The 26,161-nt window shown below is 30.6% G+C and carries 26 protein-coding genes and 3 tRNA genes; 22 read left to right on the forward strand and 7 right to left on the reverse strand.

Going from position 1 to position 26,161, the window contains the following annotated elements; translation table 11 throughout:
- Positions 1 to 2: 2 nt before the first annotated feature.
- A complete protein-coding gene (locus tag ASC44_RS02705) occupies positions 3 to 737 on the reverse strand; it encodes a DUF1223 domain-containing protein (protein WP_083476229.1) in 735 nt (244 codons plus the stop codon).
- A gap of 24 nt (positions 738 to 761) precedes the next feature.
- Between ASC44_RS02705 and ASC44_RS02710 the strand changes: the two genes are divergently transcribed.
- From ASC44_RS02710 to ASC44_RS02735, 6 genes are all read left to right on the forward strand, one after another.
- Positions 762 to 1,433 carry a DUF4159 domain-containing protein gene (locus ASC44_RS02710; protein WP_055446096.1) on the forward strand — a complete coding sequence of 224 codons (672 nt, stop codon included), beginning with the start codon at positions 762 to 764 and terminating at the stop codon, positions 1,431 to 1,433.
- Positions 1,434 to 1,440: 7 nt separating this feature from the next.
- Positions 1,441 to 1,653: a hypothetical protein gene (locus tag ASC44_RS02715; RefSeq protein ID WP_152973255.1), complete on the forward strand. Its 213-nt coding sequence runs from the start codon at positions 1,441 to 1,443 to the stop codon at positions 1,651 to 1,653.
- Positions 1,654 to 1,659: 6 nt separating this feature from the next.
- Entirely contained in the window at positions 1,660 to 2,160 is a 501-nt protein-coding gene (locus ASC44_RS02720; protein ID WP_055446098.1) for a TrmH family RNA methyltransferase, read from the forward strand.
- Between the two features lie 54 nt (positions 2,161 to 2,214).
- Positions 2,215 to 3,315, forward strand: coding sequence for an AI-2E family transporter (locus tag ASC44_RS02725; protein ID WP_055446099.1), 1,101 nt, complete (start codon positions 2,215 to 2,217; stop codon positions 3,313 to 3,315).
- On the forward strand, positions 3,302 to 4,498 hold the full coding sequence (locus tag ASC44_RS02730; RefSeq protein ID WP_055446100.1) for a THUMP-like domain-containing protein: 1,197 nt from the start codon (positions 3,302 to 3,304) through the stop codon (positions 4,496 to 4,498). The genes ASC44_RS02725 and ASC44_RS02730 overlap by 14 nt, the downstream gene beginning before the upstream one ends.
- 314 nt (positions 4,499 to 4,812) lie before the next feature.
- Positions 4,813 to 5,841 carry an HNH endonuclease domain-containing protein gene (locus tag ASC44_RS02735; RefSeq protein ID WP_055446101.1) on the forward strand — a complete coding sequence of 343 codons (1,029 nt, stop codon included), beginning with the start codon at positions 4,813 to 4,815 and terminating at the stop codon, positions 5,839 to 5,841.
- A gap of 336 nt (positions 5,842 to 6,177) precedes the next feature.
- Here the strand turns inward: ASC44_RS02735 and ASC44_RS18165 are convergent, their stop codons facing one another.
- The 5 genes from ASC44_RS18165 to ASC44_RS02755 form a co-directional block, all read right to left on the reverse strand.
- On the reverse strand, positions 6,178 to 6,330 hold the full coding sequence (locus tag ASC44_RS18165; RefSeq protein ID WP_169787488.1) for a hypothetical protein: 153 nt from the start codon (positions 6,328 to 6,330) through the stop codon (positions 6,178 to 6,180).
- Between the two features lie 69 nt (positions 6,331 to 6,399).
- A tRNA-Arg gene (locus ASC44_RS02740) sits at positions 6,400 to 6,473 on the reverse strand.
- A gap of 16 nt (positions 6,474 to 6,489) precedes the next feature.
- A tRNA-Pro gene (locus ASC44_RS02745) sits at positions 6,490 to 6,564 on the reverse strand.
- 26 nt (positions 6,565 to 6,590) lie between these two features.
- Positions 6,591 to 6,677 (reverse strand) — tRNA-Ser (locus tag ASC44_RS02750).
- Between the two features lie 102 nt (positions 6,678 to 6,779).
- Positions 6,780 to 8,825 carry an HD family phosphohydrolase gene (locus ASC44_RS02755; RefSeq protein WP_055446102.1) on the reverse strand — a complete coding sequence of 682 codons (2,046 nt, stop codon included), beginning with the start codon at positions 8,823 to 8,825 and terminating at the stop codon, positions 6,780 to 6,782.
- A 136-nt stretch (positions 8,826 to 8,961) separates the two neighbouring features.
- Between ASC44_RS02755 and ASC44_RS02760 the strand changes: the two genes are divergently transcribed.
- The 7 genes from ASC44_RS02760 (at position 8,962) to ASC44_RS02790 (ending at position 16,884) form a co-directional block, all read left to right on the forward strand.
- Positions 8,962 to 10,140, forward strand: coding sequence for an acetyl-CoA C-acyltransferase (locus ASC44_RS02760; protein ID WP_055446103.1), 1,179 nt, complete (start codon positions 8,962 to 8,964; stop codon positions 10,138 to 10,140).
- 63 nt (positions 10,141 to 10,203) lie between these two features.
- Complete coding sequence (locus tag ASC44_RS02765; RefSeq protein WP_055446104.1) at positions 10,204 to 10,953, forward strand: C40 family peptidase; 750 nt, start codon at positions 10,204 to 10,206, stop codon at positions 10,951 to 10,953.
- 104 nt (positions 10,954 to 11,057) lie between these two features.
- Positions 11,058 to 13,586: a PIG-L family deacetylase gene (locus ASC44_RS02770; RefSeq protein WP_055446105.1), complete on the forward strand. Its 2,529-nt coding sequence runs from the start codon at positions 11,058 to 11,060 to the stop codon at positions 13,584 to 13,586.
- A 113-nt stretch (positions 13,587 to 13,699) separates the two neighbouring features.
- Positions 13,700 to 15,400, forward strand: coding sequence for a sodium:solute symporter family protein (locus ASC44_RS02775; RefSeq protein ID WP_055446106.1), 1,701 nt, complete (start codon positions 13,700 to 13,702; stop codon positions 15,398 to 15,400).
- Positions 15,401 to 15,418: 18 nt separating this feature from the next.
- Positions 15,419 to 16,033, forward strand: coding sequence for a MarC family protein (locus tag ASC44_RS02780; RefSeq protein ID WP_055446107.1), 615 nt, complete (start codon positions 15,419 to 15,421; stop codon positions 16,031 to 16,033).
- A gap of 190 nt (positions 16,034 to 16,223) precedes the next feature.
- Positions 16,224 to 16,694 carry a hypothetical protein gene (locus ASC44_RS02785; protein ID WP_055446108.1) on the forward strand — a complete coding sequence of 157 codons (471 nt, stop codon included), beginning with the start codon at positions 16,224 to 16,226 and terminating at the stop codon, positions 16,692 to 16,694.
- On the forward strand, positions 16,684 to 16,884 hold the full coding sequence (locus ASC44_RS02790) for a helix-turn-helix transcriptional regulator (RefSeq protein ID WP_055437052.1): 201 nt from the start codon (positions 16,684 to 16,686) through the stop codon (positions 16,882 to 16,884). The genes ASC44_RS02785 and ASC44_RS02790 overlap by 11 nt, the downstream gene beginning before the upstream one ends.
- Positions 16,885 to 16,963: 79 nt before the next feature.
- Here the strand turns inward: ASC44_RS02790 and ASC44_RS02795 are convergent, their stop codons facing one another.
- Entirely contained in the window at positions 16,964 to 17,812 is an 849-nt protein-coding gene (locus tag ASC44_RS02795) for a DUF2911 domain-containing protein (protein WP_055446109.1), read from the reverse strand.
- A gap of 221 nt (positions 17,813 to 18,033) precedes the next feature.
- Between ASC44_RS02795 and ASC44_RS02800 the strand changes: the two genes are divergently transcribed.
- The 9 genes from ASC44_RS02800 (at position 18,034) to ASC44_RS02835 (ending at position 26,159) form a co-directional block, all read left to right on the forward strand.
- Positions 18,034 to 18,690: a TetR family transcriptional regulator C-terminal domain-containing protein gene (locus ASC44_RS02800; protein ID WP_055446175.1), complete on the forward strand. Its 657-nt coding sequence runs from the start codon at positions 18,034 to 18,036 to the stop codon at positions 18,688 to 18,690.
- A gap of 18 nt (positions 18,691 to 18,708) precedes the next feature.
- Positions 18,709 to 20,019, forward strand: a complete 1,311-nt coding sequence (locus tag ASC44_RS02805) for an ABC1 kinase family protein (RefSeq protein WP_055446110.1) — start codon at positions 18,709 to 18,711, stop codon at positions 20,017 to 20,019.
- Entirely contained in the window at positions 20,020 to 20,634 is a 615-nt protein-coding gene (locus ASC44_RS02810) for a flavin reductase family protein (protein WP_055446111.1), read from the forward strand.
- A gap of 48 nt (positions 20,635 to 20,682) precedes the next feature.
- On the forward strand, positions 20,683 to 22,107 hold the full coding sequence (locus tag ASC44_RS02815; RefSeq protein ID WP_055446112.1) for an SDR family oxidoreductase: 1,425 nt from the start codon (positions 20,683 to 20,685) through the stop codon (positions 22,105 to 22,107).
- A 4-nt stretch (positions 22,108 to 22,111) separates the two neighbouring features.
- A complete protein-coding gene (locus tag ASC44_RS17680; RefSeq protein ID WP_206542777.1) occupies positions 22,112 to 22,240 on the forward strand; it encodes a DUF2256 domain-containing protein in 129 nt (42 codons plus the stop codon).
- 90 nt (positions 22,241 to 22,330) lie between these two features.
- Positions 22,331 to 23,863 (forward strand): cryptochrome/photolyase family protein, encoded by a 1,533-nt coding sequence (locus ASC44_RS02820; protein WP_055446113.1) that lies wholly within the window; start codon positions 22,331 to 22,333, stop codon positions 23,861 to 23,863.
- The gene (locus ASC44_RS02825; RefSeq protein ID WP_055446114.1) at positions 23,863 to 25,353 is read left to right on the forward strand and encodes a cryptochrome/deoxyribodipyrimidine photo-lyase family protein; all 1,491 of its coding nucleotides are present in this window, start codon (positions 23,863 to 23,865) and stop codon (positions 25,351 to 25,353) included. The genes ASC44_RS02820 and ASC44_RS02825 overlap by 1 nt, the downstream gene beginning before the upstream one ends.
- A 100-nt stretch (positions 25,354 to 25,453) precedes the next feature.
- A complete protein-coding gene (locus ASC44_RS02830; protein ID WP_055446115.1) occupies positions 25,454 to 25,879 on the forward strand; it encodes a hypothetical protein in 426 nt (141 codons plus the stop codon).
- Positions 25,854 to 26,159: a TIGR03643 family protein gene (locus tag ASC44_RS02835; RefSeq protein ID WP_055446116.1), complete on the forward strand. Its 306-nt coding sequence runs from the start codon at positions 25,854 to 25,856 to the stop codon at positions 26,157 to 26,159. Before ASC44_RS02830 ends, ASC44_RS02835 begins: the two co-directional genes overlap by 26 nt.
- Positions 26,160 to 26,161 lie beyond the last annotated feature (2 nt).

Genomic DNA, 26,161 nt, shown 5'->3' on the forward strand with positions numbered 1-26,161 from the left:
CTTTAAAGCTCTAATTTTACTCCTGTTAAAATATCTAATTCATTATTCTGAATAATCCCTATAATAGACAGTTCGTCTTTATTCAAAACAACATTGGGAATTTCAATTTTAAGACTACCATTATTTTTTTCTAGTGTTATTAATTGTTCTTGAACTACAACATTAGTATTCGTTAGTGTTTTATTACTATTTTCACCTCTTTTAACCTCAGTAATTCGCTCTTTAATAGCAACAACTAATCGTAAAGATTTATTTGTAATATCTCCACGCACTTTATAATTTAAACTAATACTATTAGCTTCTTTTTTAAGGTCTAGTAATTCAATTTTATTTTTAGAGTCAATCTTTTTGTATTGTTTTAGTTTTTCATTCATAACAGAAACCTTAGAACCAACAAAATGCTCCTTACCATTAATTACTGTTTGTGGTGTGTAAATAGTATTACTATAAAATTTAGCACTATAAGCACGTTGTTTTTTAGTGAATTCTGCTTTAGCAAAAGGATCTTTCCATCCAATGTAATTCCAATAGTCCACATGATAAGACAAGGCTATTATGTTTTTATCGTTTTCACTAACTTTTTTAAGTAAAGCATCAGCACTTGGACAACTAGAGCAACCTTGAGATGTAAACAACTCTAAAACAACAACAGGATTGAAGTTTTCGATTTCATTTTCAATATTTGATGGCTGTAAAAAAAACAACATCATAAAAAGTGATAATAATGTATTTTGCATCCTTTTCTTTTTTATTTTTGAAATATGATATTTAGTTCGAAAAAGTATACAAAACTTACAGTACTGTTAATCCTTTTTATAGTATTTGGTTTTCAATTTAGCGTTGCACAAGACTTAGCAATATTAAAATATAAAGGTGGTGGCGATTGGTATTCTAACCCTACAGCTTTACCGAATCTCATTAAGTTTTGTAACGAGAATATCGATACTAAAATGAATGAAAAACCAGAAACAGTAGAAGTTGGTAGCACCGATATTTTTCAATATCCTTTGCTACACATGACGGGTCATGGTAATGTATTATTTAGTGAAGACGAATCTAAAAATCTTCGGGATTATTTAATCTCAGGAGGCTTTCTGCATATCGACGATAATTATGGAATGAAACAATACATAACAAAAGAACTTAAAAAAGTGTTTCCAAATCAGGAGTTAAAAGAATTACCTTCAAGTCACGACATATTTAAAACCGCGTTTGCATTCCCAAAGGGATTACCAAAAATACATGAGCACGATGGTAAAAGGCCACAAGCATTTGGATTATTTTACGAGAATAGATTAGTACTTATTTTTACACTTGAAAGCGATTTAGGTGATGGCTGGGAAGACCAAGAAGTACATAATGACCCACAAGATATTAGATTAAAAGCTTTACAAATGGGAGCCAATATTGTTAAATATGCTTTTGAAAACTAATTTAATTATGAAAAAAGTCTCTTTAAAATTTAAGTGTATTGGTTTAATTCTAGTTTTAGCATTAACTTTTCAATCGCTTCATTCTATTAATAGTCATAGCTATACTGCTGGTTTTGATAATTTTAATCATGTAAACACTGGAGCATTCACATGTTTCTTTGCTGGAACTCAACCTACTCATTCTAGCTATTTGTGTGGACAAGCGTTTCATTTAAATTAAAAAAAAATGCAACTCACACACTACACCACTAAATTCAATAAAAAAACATTTCCAATCACTTTAGTTTGCGAAAACGTTACCAATGCACCAAATATTGGTAGCTTATTTCGTATTGCAGATGCTTTTGGAGTAGAAAAAATAATCTTTTGCGCTAATGATATTCCGTTGGGCAGAAAAATGACTAAAACGTCTCGAGCAACAGAGAAAGTTGTAAAATATGAAGTTATAGAAACTGTTTCGGAAGCTCTTAAGGATTTAAAAGCATTAAATTATCAATGTATTGCCTTAGAAATAACAGAAGACAGCTCTCCTATTCATAGTTTTAAGTTTTCCGCAGATAAACCAATAGCGCTAATTATTGGTGATGAGAATTTTGGAGTTTCTGAAGATACTTTAGAAGCATGCGACCATATAACTCACATTAATATGTTTGGGCAAAATAGCAGTATGAATGTTGTGCAAGCTACAAATATTGCACTCTATGAAATAACAAAACAGTTGCAATAACTTCAAAACAACATTTTATTTAAAAAATAACTTTTCTATCAGTATATTTACTAAATGAATTCGAATACAATATCAAACGGAATCTTAAGAGCTATTGCCATACTTGTTGGTATAGCAATTCTATTATGGTTTTTATATCAAATACAATCTGTAATTGCTTATGTTGCTATTGCTGGTGTCGTTTCATTATTAGGAAGGCCAATAAAGCAGTTTTTTATGTCCAAATTAAAGTTTGGAGATACATTAGCAGTTGTGGTAACCATGCTCTTATTTGTACTTGTAGTAGTTGGAGTTATTAGTATGTTTATTCCTTTAGCAATAGAACAAGGACAAAACTTATCTTTACTTGATATTGATCAATTACAAGGGAATATTGAGAATTTATATAAAGAGTTTATTAATCATTTTAATTTAGAAACGTCTGATGTTGAAAACACCATTCAAGACTCTAAATTAATGTCTAAACTTAATCTTAGCTTTATACCAGATATGTTAAATGCTATCGTTACGGGTTTTGGAAGCTTTAGTGTTGGCTTATTCTCGGTATTATTTATTTCGTTTTTCTTCTTAAAAGACAGCACATTATTCGGGAATAGTGTTATGGCATTCTTTCCGAAGAGACAAGATATACGTATAAAAAAATCTCTATTTACAATTAGAGATTTACTGTCTAGATATTTTGGAGGCTTAGTTCTGCAATTATTAATATTATTTGTAATCTACTCTATTGTATTATTTATTTTTGGTATTCAAAACGCGATAATTATTGCTTCCCTTTGTGCTCTTTTAAACGTCATTCCTTATGTTGGACCAATGATTAGTGCTGTTTTAATAATACTATTAACAATGTCTAGTAATTTAGGAGAGAGCTTTAGTGATGTCATTTTACCAAAAACGATTTATGTAATGATTGGTTTTGTAGTTGCTCAATTGGTAGATAACTTTTTTAGCCAGCCCTATATATTTTCAAAAAGCGTAAAATCTCATCCTTTAGAAATCTTCATTATCATTATTATAGCCGGTCTACTTTTTGGAATAGTAGGTTTAATATTAGCCATTCCACTGTATACGGCAATCAAAGTTATCGCTAAAGAATTCTTATCTGAGTATAGAATTGTAAAGAAATTAACAAAAGGTTTAGATGCTAAAAAATAGTTTAGATAACACTATTTTAAACAGTGATAATCAAAAGTTTATAGAAAATAATTTAACTGTAGACACAGCTCAGTTATTATTAAAAAAAACTATAAGTACTTCAGTAGATTTAAAATTACTTATAGAACAAATAGAAGCCAAGAAACGTTGTCAAAAAAAACTACCAAATTGGTTTTCTACCAAAAACATTTACTATCCAAATAAACTTAATATAGAACAAACTTCTTCCGAGGTTACCGCAAATTATAAAGCAAACTTAGTCAACGGAGAGTCATTAATAGACTTAACTGGAGGTTTTGGAGTCGATTGTTATTACTTCTCAAAACAAGTAAAACAAGTTTACCATTGTGAAATAGACACTAATTTATCAGAAATTGTAGAGCACAACTATAAGCAGTTAAATGTGGAAAACATTACTTGCATAGCTAAAAGCGGAATTACAACCTTAGAGCAAGAGAAAAAGCGTTACAATTGGATATATCTCGATCCCTCTAGGCGAAATAATTTAAAAGGTAAAGTGTTTTTACTTAAAGATTGTCTGCCTAGCGTCCCAGAAAATTTAGAACTACTATTTAAGTATTCTAAAAACATAATGATAAAAACATCTCCATTGCTTGATATTAGTTCTGGAATTTCAGAATTAGACAATGTAAAAGCCATTCATTCTATAGCAGTTAATAATGAAGTTAAAGAATTACTTTGGATTCTAGAACGCGATTATAATGGAGCTGTAGAAATTAAAACCATTAATATCACCAAAGAGAATAATCAAATCTTTGATTTTTATTTAAATGAAGAATCCTCGGCTTATGCAGAACTTAGCGAGCCACTTAATTATCTGTTCGAACCCAATGCGGCTATTTTAAAAACTGGTGCTTTTGATGTAATAGCCCAGAAACTCGATATCAAGAAATTGCACAAGCATTCGCATTTATACACTTCAAAGCAGTTAATTAATTTTCCAGGTAGATGTTTTATAGTAAATAATGTTGTAGAATATAATAAAAAGAAGTTTAAACGTGAGTTTAAAAGTCCTAAAGCAAATGTCGCTACTAGAAATTTTCCTGAAACTGTACAACAAATACGTAAGAAGCTTAATCTAAAAGATGGTGGAGATGATTATTTATTTTTTACTAAAAACATTGAAAATAAGCCTATTATAGTAATTACAGAAAAAGCATAAAAAAAATAATTGGGCTTTCTTTATAACTTTGTATATCTTTAAGTTAAATGCTGTTTTGTTTACATTTAGCATTTTAATGATTCAGAAACATGAAGCACCGATCAATTTAAAAAAATGTTTAACACAATCGTTATAGACCGATAATCATATTTTTTTTTATTCTAACGACAATTATTCAGATTAGAGTTAATTATAAATATTTTTTTGTTTTAAAGTATTGCTTTAAGAAAAAAACCTTTATTTTACTGTAATGCGTTTTAACATTATTTTCGTATTGATTTTATATTAAAAAAATGATTAAAACTTAATATAATTTGATTCCACCTTCAAGTAATAATATATCAGTATCTAAATTAAGCTCAGTTTTTAAAAACACTAGTGCTACTTATAAATTTTATTGGTTTTGGGCAATTTTAGAATCTGTAGAAGAAGGTAATAGTGTTATTACAAAAAAAGAAATTTTTTCTAGAATGATTAAAATCTCTTGGTATACCGTTAATTACTATCGTATATCATTTGGAAAACAGGATTTAATACAAAAGGCCGTTGAAGGGATAAAAGAAATAGAAAATTTACAAGTTGATTCTAAACATGACTTAATATTTAAAACCCTTTTAAATTCAACAAATAAAGATACACTCGGTTTATTAAATCATTTTAATTTAAATGTTCCTCATAAGTTTTTAAGCCCATGGTTAGGTTCTAAAAGCAAATCTGAAATGTATAAGCTATCAACTGATGACTATAACGCAACCCCTTATTCTCTTTATGATGACAGAATTGAAATATCTGAATCTTGGTTAAATTATTTTAATATAAACTCCGGAATTTTAAAAACATTCTGCTATTGGAATCTTACGTTGTTTTTGCAATCTAGAAATCCTAATGTACATATACCTAATAAAATTAGTAGACCAATTATTAGAGGTAGTTTGAACAAGCATAAGACTAAATTTTGGGATATAATAATAAAGCAACTAGGTAGTGTTAAATGCATTTACACAAATGAAAATTTAAAAATTGGTGAATATGTTGTTGAACATTTTATACCATATCAATTTGTTGCTCATGACTTAATGTGGAATTTGATTCCTGCTGAGAGTAGTTTTAATTCTAAAAAGAGTGATAAACTCCCAAAATTTGAGGATTATTTTGATTCTTTCTATGAAATTCAAAAAGTTGGTTTTGATATTATTAAAGAAAACTCACCTAAAAATAAATTTTTAGAAGATTATCTTCCTTTATTTCCTTCACAAAATATAGAAAAGAAAAAGTTTGAAAATTTAATTAAACCTCTACTTACTATTGCTAACAATAATGGTTTTCAATATTTAATAACGTAAAATAAGCAACTATCAAACTACCCTTTCCTACTATTTAATTCTTATTATTAATTCCAGATTAAATTACCTGCAATTTTACGCTCATCGTTAATGGTTTATCTTAATAATGAAAACTCTATTTCTTCACTAAACTTAAACATATATCTAACTTCTATTTTTAACTAATTCTTTATTTGTGTTATCTATTGAAGAGGTGAATTAATTAAAAAACAATCAATATGGACTTGTCTAAAACAAAAAAACCTCAATAGATTTGAAGTTTTAAGTGAATTTTAGATTGTATTAATTGAAATGATTTTTCACAAAACAATTAAGTATTTTAATGTGCTTTATAGATTACTCAGCAGCACCCTTAGCCTTTGCTATTATAGCTCTAAGCTTTTCTTTACGCGTGTCTTTCTCTAGCTTAAGTTTATTCTTCTTCTTATCCATTAGCTTAGTATGCTTCGCTTTATTTTTAGTGTTTTTAGCACTTCCAGATTTTGCCATAGATAGTAATTTAGTATAAGAAAAGTTATAAAACAAGAAATCCCTTCCAAATAAATGAAAGGGATTCTGTGAGCCCGACAGGATTCGAACCTGTGACCGCCTCCTTAGAAGGGAGGTGCTCTATCCAGCTGAGCTACGAGCCCGTAGCATTAAAAATAGTCGGGGTGGCAGGATTCGAACCTGCGGCCTCCACGTCCCAAACGTGGCGCGATAACCGGGCTACGCTACACCCCGAAAATGATTATCAGTTAATTTAATTGCGGAGAGACAGGGATTCGAACCCTGGGTACCATTGCTGGTACGACGATTTAGCAAACCGTTCCTTTCGGCCACTCAGGCACCTCTCCAATTATTGTAATTATTTGTATGAACGTTGCAATTAATTGCGGCTGCAAATGTAAGAGCAATAAAAGTATAACGCAACTATTTTTATCACTTTTTTTTAAAAATTATTCGGGATATTCAATTCTTAAATGGTAAATATTTGCAAGCTTGCGTTTTAGCACTTTTTTAATAGATTGAATTTCTTTAAAAGTTATGTTTGCATTTAAAAATTGCCCATCATCCATTTGCTTATTTAGTATATTTTCAACAAAATTATCAATTTTTATAGAGGTTGGTTCTTTTAAACTTTTTGACGCAGCTTCTACACTATCACACATCATTAAAATAGCCGTTTCTTTACTAAATGGTTTCGGACCAGGATAAGAGAATTCTAAAACATCCACATCTTCGTTTATTGCTTTTTCTTTCATGTAGAAATAATAAACACTACTATCTCCATGATGTGTTCTTATAAAATCGATAACACGATCTGGTAAATTGTTTTTCTTCGCTATTTCTATACCATTAATAACATGATCTACAATTACAGTTGCACTTTCCTTTGGTGATAATTCGTCATGCGGATTAAGACCTGAAGATTGATTCTCTGTAAAATAAGTAGGGTTTTGCATTTTACCAATATCATGATATAATGCTCCTACTCTAATTAACATGGCGTTTGCTCCTATTTCATTGGCAGCAGCCTCTGCTAAATTAGCGACGTTAAGCGAGTGATGGAAAGTTCCGGGTGCTTCATTAGATAATCGTTTTAAAAGCTTAGAATTGGTGTCGGACAGCTCTAAAAGTGATACGTCTGAAACTAAACCAAAGAGTTTTTCATATATATAAATAAGTGGTTGCACGAATAGAGTTGCCAGACCACATAATACAAATAAACCAAAAGTATCCCATTTTAGAGTATCTATACTTCCTTCGTGAATTAGAAAGAAAGCAAAGTAGGCTATAATGTAAATGATTGTAATTTGTCCAACAGATATAAATAAATTAGCACGCTTATATAATTCTGAAACCGTTAGAATAGTAACAATTCCGGCAATGATTTGCAAGAACATGTATTCGTAACTATTGGGTACAATAAAACCTAGAAGCAAAACCGTAATTACATGAGTAAACAAACCTAATCGAGCATCGAAAAAGGCTTTAAGAACTAACGGAAGTATTGCTATTGGTACAATGTAAATGTATTTAGAATCGTAATTTACAACCAAGGTTGTTAACAAAATCATTAAAAATACATTGAAGAAAATAAAGGTAACTTTAGTATTATTATTAAAGACATCGAGTCTATATTTTCTTAAAAAAAGTAATAACATTAATAAAGCAAGTGCAACCAATAACGTGTATGCAAAAATAATTAGATTATAATTTGATTGGTTCCAAACTTGAGACTTATATTCCGATTCTAAAGATTTAAGAATTAAAAACTTATTACCTTCTATTACCTCTCCTTTAGAAATAATTAGTTGTTCTTTTTCTATACTTCCTCTATTATAGGATATTGAGCTCAAGCGCTCCTCTAAGGCTTTATCAGATAGATTTTTGTTATACTCTAAATTAGGCTCAATAATATTAAAAAACAAAATAGATAAAGGTTTAGCGAACGCTTCTAAATTATTCTTTTTTAATTCTTCGTCAATTTTTGGTCTAACCTGAGTTTGCTTATAAATATTGGAAAAATCGGTTTTGGTTACTTCTACTCTATCTTTTAAAATTGTAACCGCAGACTTATTGGCTATAAGTTCATCTTCATTTGTAACTCCGTATTCATAAAGTGTTTCTATAAGGTCTTTTCCAAATTGTTTAATTTTAGCCTTAGAGTTATAAATTGAATCTGGAAAAGAAGCATTAAAATTTAAGTTATACTCACTTAAAACATTTGCTTTAACCGTTTCATCTAAATTAAAATATTTTATAGCACTTTTCTCAATTTCTACTTTTTCTTGTTCTAATTCTTCATTTGTTTTCTGAATAGCAAAATCAAAAGGCGCATAAAGTGTTTCAGATTGCCAAGGTTTTCCTTTCTCGAAATCATATTTAAATTTTCCACTTTTCGGAAATAAATAAACAATTAAAAATGTAGTAACAATAAACAGAAGTACCTTGTAAATTAAAGCATGATTTTTATAAAATTTATTGACTAAGTCCTTCATTATCAAAATTAGATTTATTCTTTAAATTCAAATGTAATAAATTATGATTTCAATAATTGGTGATAATCATTATATCACTCTAATTTTTAGCAAAAATTCATTATTTTCGCAGGACAAAAATTAAAGACTCATAAAAATGAATAAAGAAGTAGTTATTGTATCGGCTGCAAGAACGCCAATTGGTAGTTTTTTAGGCGCATTATCAACAATTCCAGCTCCAAAGCTAGGAGCTATCGCTATAAAAGGTGCATTAGATAAAATCAATTTAAATCCAGAATTAGTTCAAGAGGTTTTAATGGGTAATGTTGTTCAAGCTGGTACAGGTCAAGCTCCTGCTAGACAAGCTGCAATATTTGCTGGTATTCCAAACACTGTACCTTGTACTACAATAAACAAGGTTTGCGCATCTGGAATGAAAACAGTTATGCAAGCTGCACAATCTATTGCTTTAGGAGATGCAGAGATTATTGTTGCTGGAGGTATGGAAAACATGAGTTTAATTCCGCATTACTTTCACGCAAGAAGCGCGACTAAATTTGGTCCTGCTGCAATGGTAGACGGTATGCAAAAAGACGGTTTAGTAGATGTCTACGACCAACAAGCAATGGGAGTTAGTGCCGATGCTTGTGCTACAAAATATGAGTTTTCTCGTGAAGATCAAGATGCTTATGCTATGCAATCTTACAAAAGATCTGCTGCTGCATGGGAAGCTGGAAAATTTAACAATGAAATAGTTCCTGTAGCTGTACCACAAAGACGTGGTGATGACGTTATTGTTACAGAAGATGAAGAATACAAGAATGTAAGAATGGATAAAATTCCTACTTTACGTGCTGCTTTTACAAAAGAAGGTACTGTTACCGCTGCAAATGCCTCTACCATTAACGATGGCGCTGGTGCAATGGTATTAATGAGTAGAGAGAAAGCGGACGAATTAGGTTTAAAAGTTTTAGCTACAATTAAAGGTTATGCAGATGCTGCACATGAACCAGAATGGTTTACTACTGCTCCATCTATAGCTTTGCCAAAAGCATTAAATAAAGCAGGATTAGATATTAAAGATGTAGATTTCTTTGAGTTTAACGAAGCTTTTTCTGTTGTTGGTTTAGCTAACATGAAAATATTAGGATTAAACGATAGTAATGTAAACGTTAATGGTGGTGCCGTTTCTTTAGGTCACCCATTAGGTTGTTCTGGAGTTAGAATATTAATTACATTATTAAACGTTTTAGAGCAAAACGATGCTAAAATTGGTGCAGCTGCTATTTGTAATGGTGGTGGTGGTGCTTCGGCATTAATATTAGAACGCGCTTAAAATTTTTAAGCAGTATTCAACTTGCTTACTTATTTAAATAATAACATAAATTCAATTTAATAAATGCAATACGGCATTTGTAATTTAAGCATTGTCCCTTTAAGACTTGAAGCTAGCGATACCAGTGAATTGGTATCGCAAGTTTTATATGGAGATATATTTAAAATTATCGAAATGCGTAAATCTTGGTGTAAAATAAGATTGGCTTTCGATAAATATGAAGGGTGGATTGATACCAAACAATATTTTGAAATAGACAAAGAATATTACGATATATTACGTGAAGAATCACCTAAACTATCTTCAGATTTAATAGAATTTATTGAAGACAAAAATCAACAACTCTATTCTATTCCTTTAGGTTCTCAACTTAATGGTTTAATACTTTTAGAGCACTCTTTTGATGGTGAATACTCCCAAGGAAAGAAAGAAAAAAATCAACTTATTACTACTGCTTTTAACTATTTAAACGCTCCATATCTTTGGGGAGGAAAAACACCTTTTGGTATAGATTGTTCTGGTTTTACACAAATGGTTTATAAAATGAATGGTTATAAATTACTTCGTGATGCCTCTCAACAAGCTACTCAAGGTGAAGCCTTAAGTTTTATTGAAGAAAGTGAACCTGGAGATTTAGCCTTTTTTGATAATGCTGAAGGTAATATCGTTCACGTAGGTGTTATAATGAAAGACAACTACATTATTCACGCTCATGGAAAAGTACGCATAGATAGATTAGATCATTCTGGTATTTATAATGTGGATACAAAAACGCATACACACAAATTACGTGTTATAAAAAAGATAATCTAGGCCTTTTCATTTAGTTAAAGAAAACCAAAAATTTAAGATTAAAAACAGTGATTGTTTATATTTGAGTACTCTTCATTATTCGAGTTCAATTCAAAGAAAAAACAATGTTAAAAACTATTGCTTCACTCCTATTTATTTGCCTTTTCTCAATAAATAGTTTCGCACAACAACCCAAAAAACCTAATGCATCTGAAATATACCAATCTATAGAAAAACTAAATTTCTTAGGTTCGGTTTTATATGTTGCTGCACATCCAGACGACGAAAACACAAGACTTATTTCTTACATGGCAAACCATGTAAAAGCAAGAACTGCTTATTTATCGTTAACACGTGGTGATGGTGGTCAAAACCTTATTGGACCAGAAATTAGAGAACTTTTAGGCGTTATTAGAACTCAGGAATTACTTGCAGCTAGAAGAACAGATGGAGGAACACAGCGTTTTACTAGAGCTAACGATTTTGGTTACTCTAAACATCCAGACGAAACTTTGGCTATTTGGAATAAAGAAGAAGTATTAAGTGATGTCGTTTTAGCCATTCGTCAATTTAAGCCAGATGTAATTATTAACCGTTTCGATCATAGAAGCCCAGGTACAACACATGGTCACCATACTAGTTCTGCAATGTTAAGCGTAGAAGCTTTCGATTTAGCTGGTGATGCAACGGCATATTCAAGCCAAGTAAAACAATATGGTACTTGGCAGCCGAAACGTGAGTTTTTTAATACCTCTTATTGGTTTTATGGAAGTCAGGAAAAATTTGACGCAGCAGATAAATCGAATTTATTAAATTTTGATGTTGGTGAATACTATCCAAGTTCAGGATTAAGTAATACTGAAATAGCGTCTTTAAGTCGTAGTCAGCATAAATCTCAAGGCTTTGGTAATACAGGAACTCGCGGAGAACAAACAGAATATATAGAATTAATTAAAGGTGAAATACCAAACGACAAAACAAATGTTTTTGATGGGATTGATACCTCTTGGAATCGTGTTAAAGGCGGAAAAGCTATTGGTGAGATTTTAGAAAAAGTACAGAGCGATTATAACTTTAATAATCCTTCAGCATCTTTAAAAGAATTAATGAGCGCTTATACTTTAATTCAAAATTTAGAAGACAGCCATTGGAAAACAATTAAAACAGAAGAAATAAAAGCTATTATTTCGGCTTGTAGCGGATTGTATTTAGAGGCTGTAGCTAAGGAAAGCACAAGTACTTTAAATAATAAAATTCAATTAAATATTGAAGCAATAAATAGAAGTACTTCTAATATCGAGTTATTATCACTTTTTAAATCTGATGATGGAAAAACAATTACTAAAAATATCAATTTAGATAATAATATTTCTAACAAAGAAGCTTTAGAATTTCACATTTCTAACGAAGACAATTATTCGGTTCCATACTGGTTAGAAGAAAAAGGTACTTTAGGAATGTATAAGGTAAAAAATAAAGATTGGATTGGTTTACCTGAAACATTAAGAACTGCAACTGTAAAATTCAACTTAAAAATTGAAGGTACTCCTATTTCATTTACAAAAGCAATTATTTATAAAACCAACGATCCGGTAAAAGGTGAAGTTTACAAACCTTTCGAGATTATTCCTGAAGCTTCAGCAAAAATTTTAGAAAAAGTAATCATTTTCGAAAACGATTCGCAGAAAGATATTCCTGTTGTAGTTAAAGCAGGACGCGATAATTTAGAAGGATCTATTGAGTTAAATTACCCAAAAGGATGGAGTGTTTTTCCGAAGCAACAAAAAATAAATATAGAACACAAAGGTCAAGAACAAACAGTTATTTTTACTGTTATTCCGCCTAAAAACCAAAGTGAAGGTACTATATCGCCTCAAGTTACAATTGGTAATAAAGTATACACTAAAGAATTAATAGAAATTGATTACGACCATATTCCGTTTCAAACGGTGTTATTACCAAGCGAAAGTAAAATTGTACGTTTAAACATTAAAAAACGAGGTGAAAATATTGCATACATTGAAGGTGCTGGCGATGTTGTACCAGAAAGTTTAAAGCAAATTGGATATAATGTAGTAACTATTTCTCCAGAAGACATTACTCCAGAAAACTTAAATAAGTTTGATGCTGTTGTAGTTGGTATTAGAGCTTACAACACTGTTGAAGCATTAAATTATAAACAAGAAGTATTATTCGATTTCGTTAAAAATGGTGGTAATATGATTGTGCAATACAACACAAGCCATAGAATTAAAGTAGATAATATTGCGCCTTATAGTTTAACACTTTCTAGAGACAGAGTAACAGACGAGTTTGCAGATGTTACTTTTGTAAACCCTAATCACGAAGTATTAAACAGCCCAAATAAAATTACTCAAGAAGATTTTAAAGGTTGGACACAGGAACGTGGATTATATTTCCCTAACGAATGGTCTAAAGAGTTCACTCCTATCTTATCTATGCATGATAAAGGAGAAACTGCAAAAACAGGAAGTTTACTTATAGCAAAACATGGAAAAGGACATTATATCTACACAGGTTTAAGTTTCTTTAGAGAGTTTCCTGCAGGCGTTTCTGGTGCTTATAGATTATTTGCTAATATGTTGAGTATTGGAAAAGAAGATATCTCTAATGAATCTAAAATTAAGAACTAATTATGGAAAATAACCAACCAAAATACAAGTGGAATAACCTCTACACATTAATTCTTGTAGCAAACGCTGTTTACATTATAGGCTTCTACCTAATCACTAAAGCGTTTTAAGTTATGCAAACATTAGATTGGGTTGTTTTAATAGGAACATTACTAACCATAGTAATTTATGGTACTATTCAAACCAGAGGAAGTAAAAACGTAGAAGATTATTTAAAAGGTGGAAATCAGTCTAAATGGTGGACTATTGGTTTATCGGTAATGGCAACTCAAGCAAGTGCAATTACATTTCTATCGACTCCTGGTCAAGCTTTTAACGATGGTATGGGCTTTGTGCAATTCTATTTTGGATTGCCAATTGCCATGATTGTTATTTGTATGGTATTTATACCATTATACCACAGACTAAAAGTATATACGGCTTACGAGTTTTTAGAAAATAGATTCGATAGAAAAACAAGAACACTTACCGCTGTTCTATTTCTTATACAACGTGGTTTAGCTGCTGGTATTACCATCTTCGCTCCTGCTATTATTTTATCTGCTGTTTTAGGGTGGAACCTATTATTGCTTAATGTTATTATTGGTGTTTTAGTAATTATTTACACGGTTTCTGGAGGAACCAAAGCAGTAAACGTCACGCAAAAGCATCAAATGGTGGTGATTTTTACAGGAATGATTATCGCTTTTGTACTAATAATAAATCAATTACCACAAGATATTTCGTTTTCTAAAGCCATAGAAATTGCTGGTGCAAGTGGTAAAATGGAAGTCTTAGATTTCTCTTTCGATTTAAATAACCGTTATACATTTTGGACCGGTATTATTGGTGGAACCTTTTTAATGCTTTCATATTTTGGAACAGACCAAAGTCAAGTACAGCGTTATTTATCAGGAAAGTCTATTAGAGAAATGCAATTAGGCTTAATGTTTAATGGTCTTTTAAAAATACCAATGCAGTTTTTTATTCTGTTTGTTGGTGTTATGGTATTCGTATTTTATCAATTTAATCAAGCGCCTGTAAACTTTAATCCTACAGCTACCGAAGTGGTTTTAAATTCTGAATATGCCGATGAATACAAGGCTATTCAACAAGAACAAAAGACATTGTTTGAAAATAAAAAAGCAGCCATTAATAATTTTGTTTTAAATGAAAACAGTACAAATACGGCAAGCATAGCTTCATTTAATACTGCAAACGATGCCTTAAGAGATAAAGCAAAAGCTTTAATTGAAAAAGCAGGTGATGCTAACAATGTTAAGGTTGAAAGCAATGATAAAGATTACGTTTTTATTCATTTTATACTAAACAATTTACCAAGAGGTTTAATAGGTTTATTATTGGCCGTAATTCTGTCTGCAGCAATGTCTAGTACTGCCAGCGAATTAAATGCTTTGGCAAGTACTACTACTATCGATTTATACAAACACAGAGTTGGAGAAAAAACCGATGAAGAAATGGTAAAAGCATCTAGATATTTTACTTTGCTTTGGGGAATACTAGCCATTGGCGTCGCCTGCGTTGCTAATTTAGCAGAGAATTTAATACAGCTCGTAAATATTATTGGTTCTATATTTTATGGCAATGTATTAGGTATCTTTTTATTGGCATTCTTTTTTAAGCATGTAAAAGCAAATGCTGTTTTTGTTGCTGCTTTTATTACTCAGTTTTTAGTAATTACACTTTTCCTTTTAGATAATTACGAAATAATAAACCTTCCATTTTTATGGCTTAACTTTATAGGATGTGTTATAGTTATTGGAATTGCATGCTTATTACAATCTAGAAATTCTTATATTGGAAAAACTAATTAATAAATATTTTAAATTTTTATGGTTGAAACTTTAACTTCTATTTTTTTTATTTTTGCAGTTATCGATCCTATTGGATCCATACCAGTTTATTTAGAAGCTACAAAAGAATTCGATAATGTACACAAAAAGAAAATTGCAGTCCGTGCCTCTGTAATTGCTTTTCTAATTCTATTATTTTTCATTGTTATTGGGCAACTAATATTAGAAGGTATGAAGGTTTCTTTAGACGCTTTTCAAGTTTCTGGAGGTGTCATACTTTTTCTATTTGCATTAACCATGATTTTTGGAGATGGCAAACCACAACAAGAAAAAAATATAATTACCGATTACAAACACGTCACCATATTTCCTATTGCTATACCATCTATTGCATCTCCGGGTGCAATTATGGCAGTTGTTTTATTAACAGATAACCATATATACAATTTGCAACAACAAACCATCACTACAGTGCTAGTTTTAGTTGTAATTGCTCTTACATGTTTAATTCTTTTAGCAGCAAATAAATTACAAAAGAGTATTGGAGATTATGGGATTACTGTAATTAGTAAAATTATGGGTTTAATACTTGCTTCTTATGCAGTACAAAGTATTCTAAGTGGTATTTCCGATTACTTTAATATGGTGCATTAATAAAATTGTTATACTTTATAATATCTATTTCAAGATTATAAAAATCGTTTAAAATTAAATTTTTAGACGATTTTTTTTAGTATCTAAAATAATTACCAACAATTATTATCAGTCAATTTTATTTGTCTTTATGTAAAGTTTGTTTTACATTTGAAAAATCAATTATTTATCAATCAAAAAACAATCAATTATGAAATCAAATTATTTATTACCACACAAATTCAAAAAAACTGGATGGCTATTATTAACTCTAGGTTTAATAGCAGGTGTTACTCTATTCACTAATTTATTAGACAATAACAGTTTAAAGATACCAGTATTATCAATTTACAATAGTAATTTTTTAACAGATGAAGTAACATTTTTCAAGATTATTAAAAATAGTATTTTAGATGAAATCATAGCATTAATTATAATTATAGGTGGACTAATAGTTGGCTTTTCTAAAGAAAAAATTGAAGATGAGTTTAGTTATTCGTTACGCAAAGAATCACTTGTTTGGGCAATTATCGTAAATTATATTGTACTTATATTTACAATTATTTTTGTTTATGATATGACCTTTTTTAACATACTAATTTTTAATATGTTTACACCATTGTTGTTTTTTATTTTCCGTTCTAACTTTATAAAACTTAAATCGAATAGCGATGAAGAATAATATAAAAGTACAACGTGCTATTCATGATTTAACACAAGCTGCTTTAGCCGATGAGATTGGTGTAAGTAGACAGACTATTAATGCAATGGAAAAAAACAAATACGTACCATCTACGGTACTAGCATTAAAACTCTCAAAACTTTTTAAAATTCCTGTAGAAGAATTATTTATACTTGAAGGAAACGAATAAAATACAAAAAGCGCAATCCATAAGATTGCGCTTTTTTAATTATTAAATTCTAATAATAAAGAGATTTAAGTCGTTTAGACTACATTTTCTCCCATGCTTTAATAGAATCTTTATTCATTTTTATATAATCAGCATTTCCAGCTTTTTCAGCAGCTGCTAAAGATGCTTTTGCTGCTTTTATAGCTGTCTTAGTGTTTCCCGCTTTTGCATGGATTAAAGACTGCTGACGTAACATCCAAAATTTAGGATCGTCCTTAGACATATCAATTGCTTTATCAATCCAAGTAACAGCTTGCTTAATGTCTCCACCAGACTCTAAGTTATAACGTGCAGCACCATAATAATCTGATACTCCAGGTCCATTCATTACTTTAGAGATGCTAGCATCCATTTTCTTAGCCGTTGGAACTTCAATTTTAACACCAACATAAGAACTTTCCCAAAGGATACCTAACATTGCCGAGTCGTTTGTTAAGTCATCAAAAAGCATTGTAAATGTTTCCATTTTCATAGGCATTTTCATTACATCTACAGTTACTTTTGCAGCAACTAAGCTCTCATCCCATTTTGCTGGTGTTCCCCAATTTTCTGTATTTGTATAAAAAACAACATCCCAAGATTTTTCATTTGGAGTTGTAAAAATAGCGTAAGATCCTGCTTTTACTTCTTTTCCTCCAATAGTAACAGCATCACTAAAAGTAATTATAGAATTTTTATTAGCACCTGTTCTCCATAATTTACCGTAAGGTACTAAGTCTCCAAATATAGTACGACCTCTCATTCCTGGTCTAGAATATTCTAAAGTTAAATCTGTTAAACCTACCTTCTGCTCTACTTTTGCAGCTGGACTTGGCTGTGGTGTTTCAATTTGAGCATTTACAGTAAAAGATGCTGTAAAAACCAATGCAATCATTAGTAATTTTTTCATAATATTTTTTTGATTAGAGTTATTTTAAAAAGTAAAATTACGAATTAAGAGTTGCTTAATTTGTTAAGAAAACCTTAAAGTAAATATAATTAAATTGGAGTGAAACCTAATTTTCTAACACCTTTATTATGGCATTTCACAATCTCTCGTTAATTTTTGTTTAACAATTGTCGTAAAGTGTTAAACATTTTGTATCTTTATATTATCAAATAATAAATATGATGGCAAAAAAGAAAAATATTACTCAAGATCATATCATTTCATTTTACATGGATTATGTTTTAGAACATGACCAACAACCAAAGTCAGTTTACAGTTTTGCAAAGCACAATAACTTTGAAGAATCAAAATTTTACGAATTCTTTGGTTCTTTTGAAGCTGTAGAACAACATGTTTTTAAAGCTTTTCATGATAATACAATATCAGCTTTACATAAAAGTGAAGATTATGAAGGTTTCGAACCTAGAAACAAGCTATTAAGCTACTACTTTACATTTTTCGAAAACTTAACGGCTAACAGAAGCTATGTTGTATATGCACTACACAAGCACAAAAACAGCTTAAAATCTTTTAAAGCTTTAGCTGAATTAAAATCTAGTTTTACACATTACATTTTAGACTTAGGAATAGAATTAATAGATGTTAAAGAAGAGCGTTTAGATAAAATTCAAAATCGCGGACTTACAGAATCTGCCTGGTTACAATTATTATTGACCATGAAATTTTGGATGGACGATACCTCTCCAAGTTTTGAAAAAACAGATGTTTTTATAGAGAAATCTGTTAACACCAGTTTCGATGTACTGAATATTGCTCCTTTAAAAAGCTTAATAGACTTTGGGAAATTTATTTTCAAAGAGAAAATAAACATGAACTAATTTAATAAACACAAACTATTGAAAACAATAGACAAAATGCCGACATCTAAAATTCAGCGTGCTTCAAAACTTGTACAAACAGGTGCTAAAGTTGGTGTTAATTATCTTAAATATTATGGAGATAAATTAACAAAAACTGAAGAAGAAGCCAAGTCTCGTTTAAACGAGAATAATGCTGAAGATATTTACGACGGATTAAAAAAACTTAAAGGCAGCGCCTTAAAAGTAGCACAAATGTTAAGTATGGAAAAGAGTATTTTACCACAAGCTTATGTGGAGAAATTTTCTCTTGCGCAATTTTCTGTACCGCCACTTTCTGCACCTTTAGTAATTAAAACATTTAAGAAATACTTTGGCAAATTGCCTAACGAAATCTACGACACCTTTAATTCAACGTCTGTTAATGCTGCCAGTATTGGTCAAGTGCATTTAGCAGAAAAAGATGGGAAGAAACTTGCTGTGAAAATTCAATATCCAGGTGTCGCAGATAGTATTTCTAGTGATTTGGCAATGGTGAAACCTATCGCCATACAAATGTTTAATATTAAAGGAAAAGATAGCGACAAATATTTTAAGGAAGTCGAAAATAAGTTGGTTGAAGAAACCAATTACATCCTTGAAATAGCACAAAGTAAGGAAATTGTTGCTGCTTGTAAACACATTCCTAATCTAAAGTTTCCGGAGTATTATGAAGACTTGTCTTCAGAACGGATAATTACTATGGATTGGATGGATGGTGAGCACCTGAGCGAATTTACGGCCTATAATACAAACCAAGAGAAGGCAAATAAAATAGGCCAAGCACTTTGGGATTTTTATATGTTTCAAATGCATGAATTAAAAAAAGTGCATGCTGATCCGCATCCGGGTAATTTCTTAATTTCGAAAGAAGCAGAACTAATAGCTTTAGACTTTGGGTGTATGAAAACCATTCCTGAAGATTTCTATGTACCTTATTTTGAATTAGCAAAGAAAGAAAGCATTGATAATGCCGAGATTTTCGATACCAAAATGTATCAATTAGAGATTTTACGTGAAGACGATTCTCCTGAGGAATTAGAATTTTTCAGAAGCCTTTTTCATGAAATGTTAAGTCTCTTCACACAACCATTACAGAGTGAAACCTTCGATTTTTCTGATCCTGAATTCTTTGGAAAAATAACAGAATTAGGTCAGAAATACAGTAAAAGCGCAGAATTAAGAAAAATGAATGGTAATAGAGGTTCAAAGCACTTCATTTATATAAACCGTACATTTTTTGGCTTATATAATTTAATGTTCGATTTAAAAGCACAGGATATAAAAATCAATAATTATAAAACGTTGTAGATGCCATATTTCAGTTTAAACGATATTAATAATTTAGAACATCTCTATAAAATAAACCTTATTAATGGTTGTTCAGGATTTAAGTCTGCTAACTTAATAGGCACAAAATCTAAAGACGGTATTGAAAACGTTGCCATTTTTAGTTCCGTAACTCATGTTGGATCTAATCCTCCTATTTTAAGTTTTTTTTGTAGGCCAACAACTGTCTCTAGAGATACCTACGAAAACATAAAGGAAACTGGCGTTTATACTATAAATCATATACATGAATCGAATTTTGAAGATGCACACCATACTTCAGCTAAATACGATTCAAGTATTTCAGAGTTTGATAAAACAACATTAATTTCAGAATATAAAGAAAACGGCTTTGCTCCTTTTGTAAAGGACTCTCCTATTCAATTAGAAATGAAATTTATTGGAGAATATAACATTAAAGAAAACGGCACTATTTTAGTTTTAGGCGAAATTCAAGGTCTTTATATTAATGACGACATAGTAACCGAAGATGGTTTTGTAAACCTCTCTCAAGCAAAAGTTGCTGCTATTAATGGTTTAGATGGTTATACGTTTCCTAAATTAAAACAAAGATTAGCTTACCAAAGACCGAAATAGAGAAACTTAACTGTATTCAATAAATAAAATATTTAATAAATTAAAAACATGAAAATACTTGTTACAGGTGCCACAGGTTATATAGGTAAACGTATTATTCCGTTACTTATAGAGCAAGGTCATACTGTAATTTGTGCAGTAAGAGGTAAACTGAGAACAGAAAAACGTTACAGCGAAGAGCAGAAAATTCAAGTTATTGAAGTTGATTTTTTAAATCCAGAGACTTTAACAAACATCCCTAAAGATATAGATGCTGCTTATTATTTAATTCACTCTATGTCTAATTCTGTTTCTCATTTCCAACAAATGGAGAAGGATTGTGCGGTAAATTTCAAGAGCGCAATAGAAAAAACAAACTGCAAGCAAGTTATCTATCTAAGTGGTATTACTAACGATACGAAACTATCTAAACATTTACTTTCACGCAAAAATGTAGAAAACACATTAGCTTCATCAAAATATGCTTTAACTGTTTTTAAAGCTGGAATTATTGTAGGATCTGGAAGTAGTTCTTTCGAAATTATTAGAGATTTAGTAGAAAAACTACCGGTAATGGTGGCTCCGAAATGGTTAAACACAAAAACGCAGCCTATCGCTATTAGAGATGTTCTTGCTTTTTTAACGCTTAGTTTGGGTGACCAAAGGTTATATAATAACTCTTATGATATTTTTGGTCCAGAGGTTTTAACCTATAAAGAGCTGTTATTAAGATTTGCTAAATCAAGAAACCTAAAAAGAACTATCATTACATTTCCTATAATGACACCACAACTGTCTAGTTATTGGCTATACTTTGTTACTTCAACATCTTACAAATTAGCAAGAACTTTGGTAAATAGTATGGGCGTTGAAATTATTGGTAAAGCTAGTGATATCAATACTTTATTAGATGTTCATCCGATGACTTATGAAGAAGCATTAAAATTTGCTTTTGTGAAAATTAAGCAAAATAGCATTGTTTCTAGTTGGAAAGATTCTTTTGCAAGTAGTCGAAGTAGAAAACGAGTATCTGCTAAGTACATTAATGTGCCAAAATATGGCTGTTTTAAAGATGTAAAAGAACGTAAGGTTTTAGATGAAGAACGCACCTTTGCAAAAATATGTGCAATAGGCGGTGATAATGGTTGGTACTACGGAACCGCTTTATGGAAAATTCGCGGTTTTGTCGATAAACTAGTTGGTGGGATTGGTCTGCGTAGAGGGCGTACCAATAAAGACACGCTTAAAACTGGTGACGCTTTAGACTTTTGGCGCGTACTTTTAATAGATGAAGAAAATAAACGTTTACTACTTTTTGCCGAAATGAAACTTCCTGGAGAAGCATGGCTAGAGTTTAGAGTCGCCAAAGGAAAAGTATACCAACGCGCAGTGTTTAGACCTAAAGGTCTTGCTGGAAGATTATATTGGTATAGTGTATTGCCATTTCATGGTTTCATATTTAATGGTATGATAAATAAGCTCGCAAATGCCTAAAGGTATTAAAAAACAAAATCTACCCTCCAAAATATGTATTACTTGTCACTTGCCGTTTTTATGGCGCAAAAAGTGGACTAATGAATGGGACAACGTAAAATATTGTAGCGAAAAATGCAAAAGAAACAAGTGAAATGCAAAATAAAATAATCTTACATTTTAATAAACACTACGATTCTACAATAGATTTAATTTCAAAAAATCTATTCACAAAAACTACAATTTGAAAACATTAAGACTCATATTAGGCGATCAACTTAACAGTAAACACACTTGGTTTAAAGGAGACCAAAGCGAGTATATATACTGTATATTCGAAATGCGCCAAGAAACAGATTACGTAAAACACCATATTCAAAAAGTGATAGGCTTTTTTGCTGCCATGCGCGCGTTTTCAAAAACTTTAGAAGCAGAAAATTGTAACGTTATTTATTATAAGTTAGATAACGAAAATAACAGTCAAAACCTTATTGATAATCTTCAACAAATTATTGAAGAACACAAAATTACAAACTTCGAATATCAAGAGCCAGACGAATACCGATTAGACGAGCAACTCTCTACTTTTTGCAAAGCACTTGCTATAAAACATAAAGTATATTCTACAGAACATTTTTACACTAGCAGACAAGATTTAACCACTTTTTTTAAAGATAAAAAACAATGGTTAATGGAAAGTTTTTATAGAAACATGCGTAAAAAGCATGATGTTTTAATGATTGCTGGACAACCAGAAGGTGGAAAATGGAACTACGATAAAAGCAATAGGAATAAATGGAAAGAGAAAGAACCTATTCCAGAATTTAAGGCTTTTAAAAATGAAGTTTCAGATATTTTATCGGTTATAAAATCTAAAAAAATTGAAACTATTGGTTCTTTCAATTCAAAATATTTCGAGTATCCAATTAATAGAAAACAAACGTTAGAGCAACTAAAATATTTTTGTGAGCATTTATTAATTCATTTTGGAGATTACCAGGATGCTATGCATACTGAACAGGTTTATTTATTTCATTCGCGTCTATCTTTTGCAATGAATTGCAAAATAATTTCACCAAAAGCGATTGTAACTACTGTTTTAAATTATTGGAGAGCTCATGGAGAGGCTATAAACATCTCTCAAGTAGAAGGTTTTATAAGGCAAATAATAGGATGGCGAGAATATATGCGAGGCATGTATTGGGCTTTAATGCCAGAATATAAGTCGCTTAATTATTTAGAAAACAAAAACTCACTGCCAAACTTTTTCTGGACAGGAAACACAAAAATGAATTGCCTTAAAAGTGCCATAACAAATTCTCTAGATAATGGTTATGCACATCATATTCAACGCTTAATGATTACTGGTAATTATGCATTATTAACACAAATTAATCCTGATGAAGTCGATGCATGGTATTTAGGTATTTATGTCGATGCTGTAGAATGGGTTCAGTTGCCTAATACCAGAGGAATGAGCCAGTTTGCAGATGGTGGAAAAATAGCAACAAAACCTTATGTATCCAGCGGAAGTTATATTAATAAAATGAGCAATTATTGCGATGATTGTTATTATAATAAAAAAGAGAAAATTGGAGATAAAGCCTGCCCTTTTAATAGTTTATATTGGAATTTTTTAGATGATAAACGCGAAAAACTAAGCAGTATTTTTAGAATGAAAATGATGTATAGCTTATTAAATAAAATGAAACCCGAAGATTTACATAGCATTAAATTAAAAGCTAAAGATATTATTGAAAACCCTGATAATTATTAATGTCTAAAAAACAAGAACTACAAATTGTATGGTTTAAAAGAGACCTTCGTTTAAAAGATAACGAAGCTATTGAACGCGCTATAAATTCTGGTAAACGCGTGCTATTACTTTATGTTTTTGAAGATTTTTTAATTGAAGACAAACATTATAGTAAACGTCATTGGGATTTTGTAAAACAGTCTTTAGAAGATTTAAATCTATCTTTAAACAAATTCAATTCTCAGGTTTTAGTTGTTAATGATTCTATTGAATCTGCAATCCATAAAATAAAAAAACTTTATAATATTACACATGTCTATTCTCATCAAGAAACTGGACTGTTATCTACTTTTAAACGTGACATACAATTTATTTCCTTTTGTAAAAAAGAACACATCACTTGGATAGAAAATGCAAACAATGCCATTATTAGAGGTATAACCAATAGAAATACTTGGTTTGAAGATTGGAACGATTTCATGAATGTGCCCTATCATGTCTTTCAACCAAAGGAAGAACAATTACTTAAAATATCAGAAATAAATATACTTTCAAAAGATTTTAATGTTACAAATTTAAAAACTTCAGAAAACAGAAATTTTCAAAAAGGAGGTACAGGAACAGGAATAAAATACATGAAATCCTTTTTCTTAGAACGCTATCCTAATTATATGTTTCATATTAGTAAACCGCTTCATGCTAGAACTGGTTGTAGTCGCTTATCCCCTTACATTGCTTGGGGAAACCTATCTATTAAACAAGTCATAAATATAGCTGCAGAAGTTAGAGAGAACGGGAAGCATAAACGCCATATTAATGCTTTTATGTCTAGACTACGCTGGCAAGGACACTTTATTCAAAAATTTGAAATGGAACACTTAATGGAGTTTAAAAGTGTAAATAAAGGTTATCATAACCTAATTAAACCAGAAAATTTAGAATTCCAAAAAGCATGGAAAACAGGACAAACAGGTTATCCGTTAGTAGATGCATGTATGCGTTGTTTAAACGAAACTGGTTATTTAAACTTTAGAATGCGTGCTATGGTAGTTTCTTTTTTTACTCATAACTTATGGCAACCATGGCAAGCTATGAGCGAGCATTTAGCAGCAATGTTCTTAGATTTTGAACCAGGAATACACTATCCACAAATACAAATGCAAGCAGGAGAAACGGGTATAAATATGTTGCGTATTTACAACCCTATAAAAAATAGTATAGAGCATGATCCTAAAGGAGAATTTATAAAAAAATGGGTTCCAGAATTAGCAATGCTAGAGGCACCTTATATTCATGAGCCACACACTTTGTCTTATTTTGATCAACAGCTAACAGGTTTTGAACTTGGTAAAGACTACCCTTTTCCTATAGTAGACGAAAAAACATCTAGAAAAAATGCGAGTAACATACTTTGGAATTTAAAGGATAATCCGCTAGTTAAAAAGGAAGCTAAACGTATTTTAAAACGCCATACAGTCGCTAATCGTCAGCAAATGATAAACAGTAATTAAATTAACAATTTAATCTTTTGTTAATTTTGTTTAACTTTTTAGTTTAAATCTTAAACATTTTGTAAATTTGATTGTTATAAAACATAACAACATCTTGTTTATGGTATTAAATACAACACATTCAAATAAAGACAACAAGAAAATCATTAATAAAATGGTTGGAACTGCATTTAGTTTTATACAAAGTTTAAAATTAAAAGGCATTGGTTCTAAACGTATGGTAGTAGATAATGTTAGTCCTAATTTAAGACTGTTTTTAAATAAAGTATCAGATATAAACTATAGCAATATAGAGCTGAGACCTAAAGGTGTTTTAGTCCATATTACAAAAGGACATCAAAATTTTACTTGGGTAATACCTTACTATCAATTGGTCCTTTACAAATCAGATGGCTCTAGCATTCACGCTCAAGGCAGGTTTATTCACTTTAAAAATAATAAGATGTTAAAAGAGAATAAACTGTTTTTTGATAAAATTTTAAACGAAAAAATAAAATTTGATGAACACTATAATTTCCAAACCTAATAGTCCCGAAAACTTTACTATCGAAGACATTGATCGCATAATCGAGATGGCTTGGGAAGACAGAACGCCTTTTGATGCTATAACCTTTCAATTTGGTATTAAAGAGCAAGAAGTAATTGCGCTCATGCGAAAAGAAATGAAATCTAGTAGTTTTAGAATGTGGCGTGCTAGAGTTCAGGGTAGAAAAACAAAACATTCTAAACATAGAAATTTTGAAGAGGGACGTTTTAAATGTTCAAGACAAAAACAAATAACACACAATAAAATAAGTAAAAGGTAAAT

The sequence above is a fragment of the Lacinutrix mariniflava genome, assembly GCF_001418015.1.
GTDB classification, from domain to species: domain Bacteria; phylum Bacteroidota; class Bacteroidia; order Flavobacteriales; family Flavobacteriaceae; genus Lacinutrix; species Lacinutrix mariniflava.

What these genes read in the sequence shown, in the direction of transcription:
- ASC44_RS02705 (WP_083476229.1), bottom strand. Translation starts at nt 737, where the DNA reads ATGCAAAATACATTATTATCACTTTTTATGATGTTGTTTTTTTTACAG.
- ASC44_RS02710 (WP_055446096.1), top strand. Translation starts at nt 762, where the DNA reads ATGATATTTAGTTCGAAAAAGTATACAAAACTTACAGTACTGTTAATC.
- ASC44_RS02715 (WP_152973255.1), top strand. Translation starts at nt 1,441, where the DNA reads ATGAAAAAAGTCTCTTTAAAATTTAAGTGTATTGGTTTAATTCTAGTT.
- ASC44_RS02720 (WP_055446098.1), top strand. Translation starts at nt 1,660, where the DNA reads ATGCAACTCACACACTACACCACTAAATTCAATAAAAAAACATTTCCA.
- ASC44_RS02725 (WP_055446099.1), top strand. Translation starts at nt 2,215, where the DNA reads ATGAATTCGAATACAATATCAAACGGAATCTTAAGAGCTATTGCCATA.
- ASC44_RS02730 (WP_055446100.1), top strand. Translation starts at nt 3,302, where the DNA reads ATGCTAAAAAATAGTTTAGATAACACTATTTTAAACAGTGATAATCAA.
- ASC44_RS18165 (WP_169787488.1), bottom strand. Translation starts at nt 6,330, where the DNA reads ATGGCAAAATCTGGAAGTGCTAAAAACACTAAAAATAAAGCGAAGCAT.
- ASC44_RS02755 (WP_055446102.1), bottom strand. Translation starts at nt 8,825, where the DNA reads ATGAAGGACTTAGTCAATAAATTTTATAAAAATCATGCTTTAATTTAC.
- ASC44_RS02760 (WP_055446103.1), top strand. Translation starts at nt 8,962, where the DNA reads ATGAATAAAGAAGTAGTTATTGTATCGGCTGCAAGAACGCCAATTGGT.
- ASC44_RS02765 (WP_055446104.1), top strand. Translation starts at nt 10,204, where the DNA reads ATGCAATACGGCATTTGTAATTTAAGCATTGTCCCTTTAAGACTTGAA.
- ASC44_RS02770 (WP_055446105.1), top strand. Translation starts at nt 11,058, where the DNA reads ATGTTAAAAACTATTGCTTCACTCCTATTTATTTGCCTTTTCTCAATA.
- ASC44_RS02775 (WP_055446106.1), top strand. Translation starts at nt 13,700, where the DNA reads ATGCAAACATTAGATTGGGTTGTTTTAATAGGAACATTACTAACCATA.
- ASC44_RS02780 (WP_055446107.1), top strand. Translation starts at nt 15,419, where the DNA reads ATGGTTGAAACTTTAACTTCTATTTTTTTTATTTTTGCAGTTATCGAT.
- ASC44_RS02785 (WP_055446108.1), top strand. Translation starts at nt 16,224, where the DNA reads ATGAAATCAAATTATTTATTACCACACAAATTCAAAAAAACTGGATGG.
- ASC44_RS02790 (WP_055437052.1), top strand. Translation starts at nt 16,684, where the DNA reads ATGAAGAATAATATAAAAGTACAACGTGCTATTCATGATTTAACACAA.
- ASC44_RS02795 (WP_055446109.1), bottom strand. Translation starts at nt 17,812, where the DNA reads ATGAAAAAATTACTAATGATTGCATTGGTTTTTACAGCATCTTTTACT.
- ASC44_RS02800 (WP_055446175.1), top strand. Translation starts at nt 18,034, where the DNA reads ATGGCAAAAAAGAAAAATATTACTCAAGATCATATCATTTCATTTTAC.
- ASC44_RS02810 (WP_055446111.1), top strand. Translation starts at nt 20,020, where the DNA reads ATGCCATATTTCAGTTTAAACGATATTAATAATTTAGAACATCTCTAT.
- ASC44_RS02815 (WP_055446112.1), top strand. Translation starts at nt 20,683, where the DNA reads ATGAAAATACTTGTTACAGGTGCCACAGGTTATATAGGTAAACGTATT.
- ASC44_RS02825 (WP_055446114.1), top strand. Translation starts at nt 23,863, where the DNA reads ATGTCTAAAAAACAAGAACTACAAATTGTATGGTTTAAAAGAGACCTT.
- ASC44_RS02830 (WP_055446115.1), top strand. Translation starts at nt 25,454, where the DNA reads ATGGTATTAAATACAACACATTCAAATAAAGACAACAAGAAAATCATT.
- ASC44_RS02835 (WP_055446116.1), top strand. Translation starts at nt 25,854, where the DNA reads ATGAACACTATAATTTCCAAACCTAATAGTCCCGAAAACTTTACTATC.